Annotated in this window: 9 protein-coding genes; 1 reads left to right on the forward strand and 8 read right to left on the reverse strand. The window is 35.1% G+C overall.

Going from position 1 to position 13,417, the window contains the following annotated elements:
- Nucleotides 1–198: 198 nt before the first annotated feature.
- From motS to KQI76_RS00765, 4 genes are all read right to left on the reverse strand, one after another.
- Nucleotides 199–966 (reverse strand): flagellar motor protein MotS, encoded by a 768-nt coding sequence (motS, locus tag KQI76_RS00750; RefSeq protein WP_216398389.1) that lies wholly within the window; start codon nt 964–966, stop codon nt 199–201.
- Entirely contained in the window at nt 953–1,777 is an 825-nt protein-coding gene (gene motP / locus KQI76_RS00755; protein WP_216398390.1) for a flagellar motor protein MotP, read from the reverse strand. The genes motS and motP overlap by 14 nt, the downstream gene beginning before the upstream one ends.
- An 87-nt stretch (nt 1,778–1,864) precedes the next feature.
- A complete protein-coding gene (ccpA, locus tag KQI76_RS00760) occupies nt 1,865–2,860 on the reverse strand; it encodes a catabolite control protein A (protein WP_216398391.1) in 996 nt (331 codons plus the stop codon).
- Nucleotides 2,861–3,084: 224 nt separating this feature from the next.
- Nucleotides 3,085–4,152 (reverse strand): bifunctional 3-deoxy-7-phosphoheptulonate synthase/chorismate mutase, encoded by a 1,068-nt coding sequence (locus KQI76_RS00765; RefSeq protein ID WP_216398392.1) that lies wholly within the window; start codon nt 4,150–4,152, stop codon nt 3,085–3,087.
- A 765-nt stretch (nt 4,153–4,917) separates the two neighbouring features.
- On the opposite strand from KQI76_RS00765, the gene pilM reads away from it, so the two are divergent.
- Complete coding sequence (pilM, locus tag KQI76_RS00770) at nt 4,918–7,053, forward strand: pilus assembly protein PilM (RefSeq protein ID WP_216398393.1); 2,136 nt, start codon at nt 4,918–4,920, stop codon at nt 7,051–7,053.
- A gap of 177 nt (nt 7,054–7,230) precedes the next feature.
- Here the strand turns inward: pilM and KQI76_RS00775 are convergent, their stop codons facing one another.
- The 4 genes from KQI76_RS00775 to KQI76_RS00790 all read right to left on the reverse strand — a co-directional run bounded on the left by KQI76_RS00775 (nt 7,231) and on the right by KQI76_RS00790 (nt 13,346).
- Nucleotides 7,231–8,400: an MFS transporter gene (locus tag KQI76_RS00775; protein WP_216398394.1), complete on the reverse strand. Its 1,170-nt coding sequence runs from the start codon at nt 8,398–8,400 to the stop codon at nt 7,231–7,233.
- A gap of 3 nt (nt 8,401–8,403) precedes the next feature.
- Nucleotides 8,404–10,650 (reverse strand): alpha-galactosidase, encoded by a 2,247-nt coding sequence (locus KQI76_RS00780; protein ID WP_216398395.1) that lies wholly within the window; start codon nt 10,648–10,650, stop codon nt 8,404–8,406.
- A 99-nt stretch (nt 10,651–10,749) separates the two neighbouring features.
- Nucleotides 10,750–11,616 (reverse strand): AraC family transcriptional regulator, encoded by an 867-nt coding sequence (locus tag KQI76_RS00785; protein ID WP_216398396.1) that lies wholly within the window; start codon nt 11,614–11,616, stop codon nt 10,750–10,752.
- A gap of 725 nt (nt 11,617–12,341) precedes the next feature.
- On the reverse strand, nt 12,342–13,346 hold the full coding sequence (locus KQI76_RS00790) for an LLM class flavin-dependent oxidoreductase (RefSeq protein ID WP_216398397.1): 1,005 nt from the start codon (nt 13,344–13,346) through the stop codon (nt 12,342–12,344).
- Nucleotides 13,347–13,417: the final 71 nt, after the last annotated feature.

The following is a 13,417-nucleotide window of genomic DNA, read 5'->3' on the forward strand; positions in this document are numbered from 1 at the left end:
ATAAATTAGAATTTGCCTTATTGGCAGGCAGTAAACATGAAGCCGTAGTATATTGGTAGTAACAACGAAGCCAACAAAGATAAATCATAAAAACGGTCATGTTTATCCTTTTGTAATAAACATGACCGTTTTTCTTGATTTAGAACTAGTTATGTACCAATCTCATATTTGATACTTACTTATTTTCAATCAAATTATCTAGTTTAATCCTTGAGCCAACTCTAAAATAATAATTTCAACTCGTCTATTTTTTTGCCAGTTTTCCGAAGAATCATTTGGAACAATCGGACGTGTGTCTCCATATCCTACTGAAATAAAACGTTCTTCAATAAAGTCACCAGAATTGATTATATAGCGAATCACACTACTTGCTCGAGCACCTGATAATTCCCAGTTTGACGGGAATTGCTCAGTAGAGATCGGGCGACTATCTGTGTGACCCTCAACCCTAACATAGTTGGGGATATTGCTCAGTAGTAAGGCGACTTTATCTAGAAAGGGTTCACCTTCTGATTTAATCACGGCTTCAGCAGTATCAAATAATATCCGTTCTTGTAGAATTAAAACAACGCCTTGATCTGTACGGTTAGCCGTGATCACATCTTGTAATTGATGTTCTTCTAGAAACCCCTCTACTTCTGCTAGTAATTCTTCCAATGATTCCTGGTTTTTGGCAATCTCTCCTGATTCAAATAGATTTTCCTTTTTAAGATCGAAACCATCATCTTGATCAGGCATAGCCGCACTATTATTTGGAAATTCAAAATCTATAGCTGAAGGAGAACCTTCAAATAATATATTACGATTACGAAATGACTCTGCTATCGCCTCAAATCGGGCAACATCAATTTGCGACATAGAAAATAGTAAAACAAAGAAACACAGCAATAAGGTAACTAAGTCAGAATATGTAGTCATCCAGCCTGGACTACCGTCTTGTGTCTGCTTTCTCTCACGAAGCTTCATTACTTATTTCCTCCGATATACCTGCAAACTTATCTGATTGATGCTTTCTCATATCATCAGATAAAAATGCACTCAGCTTCTCTTTCAGGATACGTGGATTTTGTCCAGACTGTACACCTATTACTCCCTCAACAATGATCTGTTTCATAAAAACTTCTTCATCTGTCTTTGAGGCTAACTTTCCAGCCATTGGTAGAAATACTAAATTGGCTAGAACAACACCATAGAAAGTTGTGATTAATGCAACCGCCATTTGTGGGCCTAGTGTTGTTGGATCGTTCAAATCATTCAGCATTAAAACAAGCCCGATCAAAGTTCCAACCATCCCCCAAGCTGGTGCGTATTCACCCGCTTTTTCAAGGATTTTCCGTCCCTTAATATGACGATCCTCCATCGCCACAATCTCAGCACTCATAATATCCTGAATAACTTCCGGTTCAATACCATCGATTGCGAGTAGTATGCCTTTTTTAATAAACGGATCCTCTACTTGATCCAACTCATTTTCTAAAGAAAGCAAACCTTCACGGCGGGCACGCTCTGATAGATGTTCAAATAAAGCAATAAGTTCAGGTAAATCATAGTGGTTCTTCACAAATGATTCTTTAATAACTTTTCCCATCAATTTTACTTGATCGACATTAAAATTAATTAATATCCCCGCTATTACTCCACCTAAAACAATAATAAATGAAGGTACATCAATGAAACTTAGAAAGCCAAATAAACCTGAACTTGAAAGAATCCCAAATGAGATCATACCTAAACCAAAAACAATTCCCAACGGTGTCAAAATATCTTTTTGTTTCATATGCTCTCTCCCTAACCCTGATACTTAAAAAATCGTATTAATACTAGATAATATTAAATAGCAACATTATTAATATCGGAGTTATTTTTAGTTTGTTGAGCTTCTTTCAATAATTTGATGCGGTAAAATAACATTTGAGTCTTCTACCTCTTCTTTATTCATATATTTTGTTAATAAACGCATAGCAACCGCCCCAATATCATATATTGGTTGAACAACTGTTGATAATGTCGGACGGACCATTGTTGCCAATCTCGTATTATCAAAACCAATAATCTCCATGTCGTTGGGTACATTCAAACCATGGTCTTGAATTGCATGAATAACACCTAAAGCAACTTCATCTGTTACGGCAAAAATTGATGTTGGCCTTTCCTTCAATTCTAATAAATGATCAATAGCTTTTATCCCCGAAGTATAGGTTAGATCACCACGATAAACATAATCTTCATTTAAAGTTTGATTATACTCCTCAAGGGCGCGGACAAAACCTTGGTATTTCAATTCATGTGCAACGGTTTCCTGAACTCCCGTCACAAAGGCAGGATGTTTATGACCATTATCTATTAATAATTTCGTTGCCTCATACCCAGCCTTTTCATAATCAATATTGACTGAAGGAATTGAAAGTGTTGGATCAACAGTAGCAGCCAAAACGATTGGAACTGGAGATGTTTCAAACTGTTGAATATGCTCTTCCTTAATACGCCCTCCCATATAAACTATTCCATCTACTTGTTTTTCTAACATTGTATTAATTAACTTGATTTCTTTGTCTATGTTATGATCTGAATTACTTAGAATAATATTATATTTATACATATTAGCAATATCATCTATTCCTCTTGCTAATTCAGAGAAAAACATACTTGAAATATCAGGGATAATTACACCTACTGTTGTTGTTTTCTTACTAGCCAATCCCCTTGCCACAGCATTTGGGCGATAACCAAGTTCTTTAATTGTTCTTAGCACTTTCTTACGTGTAGCTGGTTTTACATTTGGATTTCCATTTACAACTCTTGATACAGTTGCCATTGATACATTTGCTTCACGTGCAACATCGTATATTGTTACATTCATTATAATCGACCCCCATTAATAAAATTTGCTTAATTAATATATTGTCCAGTATAGCATAGCTAACTAACTTCCATACGCTATTAAAATCAATTATTTTGCATTCGTATGAATAAAATCTATCATTAGTATAGCAAATTTATTTGCTTAAGTCTGTTATTAATTTGTAAAGCCCAACAAAAGGCCCTTGATATTCCTTATAAAGGGAATAAAAAGGGCGTTTAGACTTATTTTTGAGGTATGACTTCTGAAACAAATTGATCAAATTGGTCAAAATCCATTTGTTGTTGCGCATCTGATAAGGCGACTGATGGATCCGGATGTACTTCTGCCATAATCCCATCAGCACCAATTGCTAAAGCAGCTTTTGCTGCCGGAATAAGCAAATCACGGCGACCTGTTGAATGTGTAACATCAACAATAACAGGTAGGTGTGTTTCTTGTTTCAAGATTGGAACGGCTGTAATATCGAGTGTATTTCTTGTTGATGTTTCGTAAGTACGGATACCACGTTCGCATAGAATTATTTCACCATTACCACGTGAATGAATATACTCAGCAGCGTTGATAAAATCAGAAACTGTTGCAGACATCCCTCTTTTTAAAACAATCGGCTTGTTTACCTCACCTGCAGCTTTTAACAATTCGAAATTCTGCATATTACGTGCCCCGATTTGGATAACATCTAAATACTCTGCTGCTTTCTCAACATCAGCAGGGCTTACTACTTCACTAACAACAGCTAATCCAAATTGCTCAGAGATTTCCTTCAAAATTTTTAATCCTTCAAAACCCAACCCTTGGAAATCATATGGGGAAGTTCTTGGTTTAAAGGCACCACCACGAATAATCTTAAAGCCTTTATTTTTGATTTGTTCTGCTACTTGTGCAACCTGTTCGTAACTCTCTACTGCACAAGGTCCAAAGATAAACCTTGGTTCATCATCACCAAATTTCGCTCCATTGATATCAATTATCGTATCTTCAGTTTTTCTTTTTCGGGAAACAAGTAACTCTTTACTATGATCCTTCTCTTGTAACTCTAAACCTGCTTTGAATATTTCCTTAAACAAATGAATAATCGTTGCATTTTTAAAAGGACCATCATTTTTATTTTTAATCAATTCTAACATATCACGTTCACGTACAGGATCATACTTCTTATCAGCCCCGTGGTGTTCCTTCGCTTGTGCCGTTTCTTTTACAAGTTCACCACGTTTGTTAATCAAATCCAGTAACTCTAAATTAACTTGATCAAGCTCTTCTCTCAACTGGTCTAATTTTGTTTTACTCAATTTAAATCCCCCTAAAAATAGTATATTTTGTTCGAAAACTTAACTTATCACTTTATAATGATCGTGATAAATTTGTTTTTTTACCTATTTTACATTGATAAAATTTAATCAAAGCAAATGACTTAACTAAGAACAGCCGATCACCTTCGTCACATTACCAATCTTTAGATAAAGTATTAAGTTAGGATAATGAAAGATAACGGCTTGATAATGGATGAATAATTAGAGATCATTATAGCTAATAATTTCACTCTTGTCACTATATTGTTTAAATATTTTGTATTTTCTTTTAACTTTTCACTATAGGCGCATTAACTGTAAAGGCTATCCTTCAATTATACCTGGAAAATGATCAAATGATAAGCAGAGATCAACGGTTTTTATAAAGTTTACTTCTTTCTTTAGGGAATTATAATCAGAAATTTTTATCCCGCATTAACAGGCAATAAAACGCGCACTTCAAGATTTGAACAAAAGCTTTAAAGATGAGTGGGAGATCAATTGCCTGTAAAAGCTCGATTGCCTCAAGGGCCTTTAGGTCATCGCCTTGTGGTAGAAACAAATGTTTTCGATGGGATGAGTAATCGCAATCCCAATCAGAGTGCAACCCCCACTGATTGAAGATTCACATTATTATAATGGTAATATTCTATTTATATTTTTCAGGATACAGTTGTCAGTAAGTTTTTTTAAAATTATTATACGAAACATTGATATTCTGTTAAACTTATATTTAATAGTATGGGCATAGAAAGGATAAAGACCATGGATAATACTATTTTCACACTAGATATAGGGACGCGATCAGTTATTGGATTACTATTGGTGGAAAATGATCAAGGATATAAACTAATCGATTATGTCATGATTGAGCATGAGGAACGTTCAATGCTAGATGGCCAAATACACGATGTTGTGCTTGTGTCAGAGGTAATTAAAAAAGTTAAATCAGAATTAGAAAATAGACATTCACTTCATTTAGACAGAGTTTGTGTTGCGGCAGCTGGACGAGCTCTAAAAACAAAGAGAACCAAAATAAGTAAAGATATTGATCAACAGCCACTTATGGAGAAAGAAGATATTTTATTCTTAGAGTTAAATGCCGTCCAACAAGCACAATATGATCTCGCACTTGAAGAAGAAAATCTCAATAACCAAATCCATTATTACTGTGTGGGTTATTCTGTTCTTCAATACCAATTAGACAATGAATTAATTGGCTCCTTAATTGATCAGCAGGGGAAAATTGCAGAAGTTGAAATTATTGCAACCTTCCTGCCGAAAATTGTTGTTGAATCTCTGCTATCAGCTTTACAACGAGCAGGACTTGAAATGGAAGCTTTAACACTTGAGCCAATAGCAACAATTAATGTTTTAATTCCAGAATCAATGCGACGTCTTAATATAGCTCTAGTTGATATTGGTGCAGGAACCAGCGATATTGCCTTAACTGATCAAGGCACTATCACAGCTTATGGGATGGTTTCTAAAGCTGGTGATGAAATTACAGAAGCAATCAGTGATCATTATTTATTAGATTTTAACGAGGCGGAACGAGTTAAGCGTGATTTGACAGAGTATGGAGAGGCTACCTTAACAGATATCCTAGGATTTGAGGAGACAGTAACACTTGATGAATTAGCAAAAGCAATTGCCCCAGCTATTGAAACACTGGCACAAGAGATTGCTGACCAGATCATCCTTTTAAATAATCAAGCACCAAAAGCAGTCATGCTGGTTGGCGGTGGAAGCCTAACCCCAAGATTAACACATGCCATTGCCCGTAAATTAAAATTGCCAGATAACCGTGTTGCGACAAGGGGTGTCGATGCTATTAAAAATTTAGAGACACTTGTTAAGCTTCCGTCAGGGCCCACCTTTATCACACCAATTGGGATTGGGATTGCCGCAAAGCAAAATCCAGTCCATTATATTAGTGTCACTGTCAATGATCGTGCAGTTCGCTTGTTTGATATGAAACAATTGACCGTTGGGGATTGTTTATTAGCAGCTGGGATACATATTGATAAGATGTATGGTCGGCCAGGTATGGCCTATATAATCACCTTTAACAATCAAACGATTACACTTCCAGGTACATATGGAAAAGCACCACAAGTAATTTTAAATGGAAAAGAGATCAATATCGATCATCCAATCAAACATGGTGATAAACTTAAGGTGAAAAAGGGGGACGATGGGAAGGAACCGATTGTTTCTCTTAAAGAAATCATCGATGATTATCAAAGTTTCCATATTACTTTTAATGGTGAATCTGATATAATTAAACCCGAATTTCTAGTAAACGATAAGCGAGTTACCGCTGATTATATATTAAAGGATCATGATCAAGTTCGTTTGATAAAAATAAAAACATTGGCTGATTGGATTGATAATAAAGGTAAACAACAAATCTTGGATGATCTCACACCCTTTACAATTTACCTTGACGGTCAAAAAATAGAATTAAAGCAGTTCTCAGGCCAATTAAAAATAAACGGTAGGCTAGCAGAACTAAATCAACAAGTGATGCCAGATGACCAGATTAGCTTTTCACCAATGAAACAAGTTTCGATCATTGAGCTATTAGATGCATTGAATCTCCATTCTGAAATTGAAATAAATGTTAACTTCAATGGTGAAGCCGTCAGACTTTCTAAAAAAGTATTAACTATCTTGCAAAATAATCAACCATTGAAACATACAGATCTAATTAATACGGAAGCGAAGCTGACAACACAAACATTAGAGAATCAGAACTTTATTTTTCAAGATTTATTTCGCTTTATTTCCATTGATTTGTCTAAGGTTAAAGGGAATTTACAAATCCTAAAGAATGGTAAACCTGCGACTTTTCTTGATCCCTTAACAAATAATGATCAAATTGAGATCAAATTCTAAATTAAATCAATTAAAAAACAAGTAAGAGGTGTGTGAATGAATCATACACCTCTTACTTATATAACCATAATTACGGACTAAAACAAATATTGTCAACTAAATAACAAGTTATTTAGTTGACACCTCCGTATTTTCACCTCATATCAATTTCCGTCGGTTCGCAAGGTATTTAACCCATTATACATTAGCTGTTACTTCCTTTTTAGTCTGTTTTCTAGTTACAAAAATTGTAACTATCAGTACAAATATAAATAAAATAGAGAAGACATAGAATGGAGCAGTTAAAGCATCACTCCCTGTAATTGTTTGCGTAACACTCATAGCAATTGGCGCGATAAAATTACCAATATTACAGCCGATAAAAATTAAAGAAGTAGCAAAATTCACTGTATTTTTTGTTGTAATTCGATCTAAATTATTAAAGATAAATGGAAAACACCAAGCTCCTGGGATACTTGATAGGAACAAACCAAGTAACAACAATACCATATTTCCATCAGACATAGCAATCAGAAGATTAGATACCACGAAAATACCTATTCCTAAATACATCGTTGCTGTACCAAATAACCGATTGACTAGCCCAAAAACAAAGCCTGCAATAATCCCAAATATCGGCATTAAAGCGAGATAATTACTTGAGTTAAAACCAGCTCCACTAATTTCGGTCGCAATCGATGCAAAACGAACAGAGATGGCGATGCTATTCATTACTAATAAGATAGCAAATAAAACTAATGAATAGACTGCTGGATTCATCTTTTCTTTTACTGTTACTTCCTCTTTTTCTTCTAAATGTACTTCCGGAACCTTCCAAGCAAATAAAAGGGCCATCGGGAAAGCAATTGCATAAACAATAAATGATGCAGTCCAACTAATATTGACTAATAAACCTGCCAAAAAGATTAATACTGTTTGGCCAATTGCCTCCATTGAACTTCTCATTCCAAGTAAGGTTGCACGTGTATTACCTGTATATAAAGCACTAATATAACTCACAGCTAATGAATTGTATAAACCTAAACCTGCACCTAGCGTAATCCTACTTATTAGTACCATCGTAAAGTTAGAAATCAATACAGGAATAACACCACCAATCCCAGCTAGTAACAAACCTATAATAATTGTTTTTTTCATACCCAATTTATCTGCTACATAACTAGATAGTAAAATAAAGAGAATAACTGTGATACTTGGCAAAGTTCCCAATAATTCAGTTTGACTTTGCGAAATATTTAACGCTTCCTTCATCTGAGGTATTACTCCATTAATTGCTTGAGAACTCGTTAGCATCAAGGAGATTCCTAAAACTGCGACTTTTTGCAATAAGTCTTTTTGTCTTTCCATTTCTTATCTCTCCTCTTGTGTTAAAATCCAAATTCTAGAGTCAAAATCATGTGTTTCTGGTCGAGGATTCTGTTCATTTATTTGTCCACTCGATGCATCAGAAATAACCATACCTGCATGCATCAATTCAGCTCCTGAATAAAGTTGACCATCAATTCGATAAGTCATCTCTTTATTCAAGCCCTTCAATTCAAGACGTTGATATGATCGGTTGACCTCATTCAAAATTTTATAATGTGCAACAATTGCTATTTTCTGATCTTTACTTACTACCATCCAAGAAGTCTCATTATCATTAGTAAATGGAGAACGCAAACGGTAAAATAGCCCATTATGAATCTCTGAACGATATTTCTTATAAAACTTAATTTGCTCTTTTACAATCGCTAGTTCATTCTCTGATAATTTATTTAAATCTAACTCATAACCAAATGCGCCAAAGAAGGCAACATTACCTCTTGTTTCGATTGGTGTAATTCGATTTGTCTGATGATTAGGAACGATAGAGACATGCGCGCCCATAGATGAAACAGGATATAACATACTGGTTCCATACTGTATTTTTAAACGTTCAATTGCATCAGAGTCGTCACTTGTCCAAGTTTGCGGAGCATAATAAAGCATTCCTGGATCAAATCTCCCGCCGCCAGATGAACATGACTCAAACAAAACATGCGGATATTTCGCTATTAGTAATTCATATAATCGATACACGCCTAAAACATAACGATGGAAAACCTCACCTTGTTGATTAAAATCTAAACGGTGATCAAATACATCTGTTAGTGGACGGTTCATATCCCACTTAATATAATCCAATTTAGATTCATCGATAATTTTACACATCTGTTCAAAGATGTAATCAACAACTTCTTCCACACCGAAATTTAATACAAATTGATTTCTTCCATGATGCTCTTTGCGATTTGGAGTGTGAATTAACCAATCAGGGTGTTCTTTATACAACTGACTATCTTTATTAACCATTTCTGGTTCAAACCATAAACCAAATTTTAGCCCAATACTTCGGATCTTTTCTGCTAAACTCCCTATTCCCTTAGGCAAACGTTTTTCATTAACAAACCAGTCTCCTAAACCTGCATGATCATTATTTCTCTCACCAAACCAACCATCATCTAAAACAAATAATTCAACACCTACATCACGTGCCTTTTCAGCGATACTTACTAATTTATCCTCATTAAAATCAAAATAAGTAGCTTCCCAGTTATTTATCAATACTGGTCGATTCTTTTCGCGCCACTCACCTCTTACTAAACGAGTTCTAAACAGTTGGTGAAATGTCTGACTCATTCCATTCAATCCTTGATCGGAATAAACTAGAACAGCTTCCGGACTTGAAAATACCTCGTTAGGTAGTAATCTCCATTCGAAGCCAAAGGGATTAATTCCTACTTGTAAACGAGTAACATCCCATGTATCTACCTCAGCCTGAATTAAAAAGTTCCCTGAATATACAAAAGATGCCCCAATTACCTCACCTTGATGTTCATTAGCTTGTTTCCTCTTCAATGCAATGAATGGATTGTGTTGATGACTTGATATCCCTCGGGTAGATTCAATGGATTGAATCCCCTGTTGTAAACTTCTTTCTTTAATATTTCGTTCTCTAGCCCATGCACCAGATAACTGTATCCAATCATAATCTGCATCTGGTAAATCTAAGGATAAACTAGCTAATTGTTCAATAATTTGCGTTTCTGTTCCCTTATTCAATACCCGAACGCTTCGTGTAATAACGGGAAACTCAGTGAAAATTGTATAAAGCAACTCAACTTCCACATTAGTTAAGTTATCTTTTAACGTAATGATCAATGTTTTACTTTCCGAGTCTTCTTCTACATAAGTTGCTGGCATATTTTCCAATTTTGGTTTTCCATCAACAATCTTATGTTTTAGATATGTGAAATTCGTAATTTTTGAACCGTTTTCTTGCTTCATTGAAATAGATGGATGACGGAAATCAGTAGAACCATACTCAGGAAACTCTTGTTTCAAATGTTCAAGAGAATACAGTAAATCGTTTTCTTGGCGATATGTTGTCATTGGACGGTGATGCATCTCGATTAAGTAGCTGTAATCTCTATTAGGTAAAGATTTACCATAATAAAGATGAAGTAACTTTCCATCAGATGATACTTTGAAAATGTAACTAATTTTGTCATTGCTTAAATGAAATTGTTTCTTTTCTGCTTGATAAAAAACCCTTGCTTCTTTTCTATGAGACATTTCTACTCCCCCTTAAATATATGACTAGCTCTAGTATAAAAAACGCTTACAGAGAAGGTAAGCGTTTTTTCATACTAAAGTTTATCCAAATTTGATATTTTATAAATTATTTTTCTCAGGCCTAATCTGACCTACTCCCAGCCTTTTTTTTCGATAAAGTGTTGGTTGAATTCCTCTCGATTGTTTAAATGCTTTAGAAAAAGCTTGTGACCCAGAGAAACCCGTCATTTCACTTATTTCTTGAATAGAATAATCTGTAGATGCCAATAAATCACACCCTATTGTAATACGAATTTCATTAATATATTCTTTTATGGAACTACCAATATCCTTCTTGAACAATCGTGAGAGATAACTAGGACTAATTGACAATTGATCTGATATGCTTGCTACTGAAATATTCTCATGTGCATTTTTAACGATAATCTCTAGTGCTTGACTAACATAAGGATTCATCTTTTTTGTATTAATATCACGTTTATGGATAGCAGATGACTTAACCAGCAATTCTAAAAATTTATAAACTTGCTTTTGTAATACAATTTCATTGATTAAATCATCGTGTTCATAAGCAAAGCATTCAAATATGATCGCTTTAAAATCGCTTAAATTTTGTACATCAAAAGAAAAATGATCTGTTCTTATTCCGATATAATCTAAATAAGAGCCTATTAATTCTCCACCGATCCCTATCCATATATAGCTCCATGGATTATTTTCATCAGATTGATAGAAGGTTGATATATTAGGTGGAATAACAAATCCTTGTCCTTTTTTTAAGGAATATTTCTGATTTTTAACAGAGTAGTATCCCTCTCCTTCCAAAATAATATGAATCAAATATTGCTCTCTAATCGCAGGGCCGAAACTATGTCTAGGCTCAGTCTTAGCAAAGCCACAATAAGAAAAATAACAATCAGTGTGAAGATTAAGTGGATTTTTTATTAAAAAAATAGATTCTTCCATAGCTTCTCCTTTCACAAAATATCATATTTCATTAATTTTAATACAGATTTTAAGTGTTTGCCTCCTAAGTTAATATAAATTTCACTAATTACTCTAAATATGTCACTTAGTTTATAGGGAGTAAACGAATCAATTCCTCAACTACTAAAGGTTTAGTACGAGAAAAATGATTAAAAAAGTTAACTAACATTATTGAATGAATTTCATAATAGCGTGATTCCACAAAAAACACGAACAATGGGCCTAGAGAAGATGCGGTGATTTCCAGTCTAGGCGGACGCTTTCCGCGGGATCGGCCTCGGGCGCACAGGATGTGGGTCAGTTAGACGTTGGGACTGGGACTGGGACTGGGACTGCGATTACTCGTCCCATCGAAGTGATTTGCGATTACTCGTCCCACCAAAAGATCTGCCACAGGACGTGGCGTTCTTAGTTTAACATTCCTTAAGTTTATTACTGGATCTTCGGACACGATCTTTTCCCGCCGGAGTCGCCGCCTGCCATTCCAATCACTAGGTTTACCCCTACACACGTATACTGTTGATACTTTGCTCATAAACATTCGTGTTTTCTCTATATTTTTTGTATTATGAAATTGACCCTATTATGTAAATATTTTTTGGTCTATAAAATGAAACTTCAATCAGCGGAAGTATTATTACCTGGTAAATTTAAGTTGATAACAAAATGGTTTTAACCTAATCCGATTAAAACCATTTTAATGATTAATTGTCATTAACAATATTTTTCAATAACTGATAAGATCGAGCTTGCTTTTCACGATCAAAAATATAAGAAACAGCCATAATCTCATCAACATCATATACTGTTTGAAAATCAATCATTTGATCCCGAACAGAAGCTTGGCTGCCCACCCAACTTTGATTGATCATCGATTGAACAGCATTCTTTTCATTAAGGGTCCAAATACTTTCAATATCATCCACCGGTGGTTTTAATGGTTGATTCTCTCCCCGAATGACGTTTAGGAAAAATTGTTTCGTTGTTGTCATTTCTCGATCTGCTTCTTGATCGGTTTCCGCTACAATGACATTTAAACAGACAATCATGTAAGGTTCATCTAAGTATCGCGAAGGTTGGAATTGATCACGATAAATCTCAATCGCTTCCGGCATATGTCTCGGTGCAAAATGAGAAGCAAATACATAAGGTAAACCAAGCTTGGCTGCTAACATTGCTGAATCTGTTGAAGAACCTAAAATATATAATGGAACATGTGTGGCAACCCCTGGAAATGCCTTAACATGACCTTGCTCGTCAAGCGGTCCAAAATAGTTTAATAAGGACTGAACATCGGAGGGGAAGGTATGAACAGCATCATTACCTCTCGAACGTCTTAAGGCACTTGCTGTTAATAGGTCGGTACCCGGAGCACGTCCTAAACCTAAATCAACACGATCAGGATAAAGTGTAGCCATTGTACCAAACTGCTCTGCGACAACAAGTGGTGCATGATTAGGTAACATAATTCCACCAGATCCTACCCGGATAGACTCAGTCTGTTCGAGTACATGTTTAATTAAAATAGCGGTGGCTGAGCTTACTAGTGTTGGCGAATTATGGTGCTCCGCAATCCAATAGCGTTGATAGCCCATTTTTTCAGTTGCTTGTGCAAGCTCTACTACAGCACCTATCGCTTGAAGTTGACCTTCACCTTGTCGGATCGGTGCTAAATCTAGAACTGAAACAGGAATATTTAAATGTGTCAATCTGACTCACTTCCTTAATTATGATCTTACTCAATAGCTTAACACGTTTAATTAAAAGTACTTAATAGAAT

The sequence above is a fragment of the Amphibacillus sp. MSJ-3 genome, from assembly GCF_018919165.1.
Taxonomy (GTDB): domain Bacteria; phylum Bacillota; class Bacilli; order Bacillales; family Amphibacillaceae; genus Amphibacillus.

Coding starts and splice junctions, on each gene's coding strand:
- motS (WP_216398389.1), bottom strand. CDS start 966: ATGAAGCTTCGTGAGAGAAAGCAGACACAAGACGGTAGTCCAGGCTGG.
- motP (WP_216398390.1), bottom strand. CDS start 1,777: ATGAAACAAAAAGATATTTTGACACCGTTGGGAATTGTTTTTGGTTTA.
- ccpA (WP_216398391.1), bottom strand. CDS start 2,860: ATGAATGTAACAATATACGATGTTGCACGTGAAGCAAATGTATCAATG.
- pilM (WP_216398393.1), top strand. CDS start 4,918: ATGGATAATACTATTTTCACACTAGATATAGGGACGCGATCAGTTATT.
- KQI76_RS00775 (WP_216398394.1), bottom strand. CDS start 8,400: ATGGAAAGACAAAAAGACTTATTGCAAAAAGTCGCAGTTTTAGGAATC.
- KQI76_RS00780 (WP_216398395.1), bottom strand. CDS start 10,650: ATGTCTCATAGAAAAGAAGCAAGGGTTTTTTATCAAGCAGAAAAGAAA.
- KQI76_RS00785 (WP_216398396.1), bottom strand. CDS start 11,616: ATGGAAGAATCTATTTTTTTAATAAAAAATCCACTTAATCTTCACACT.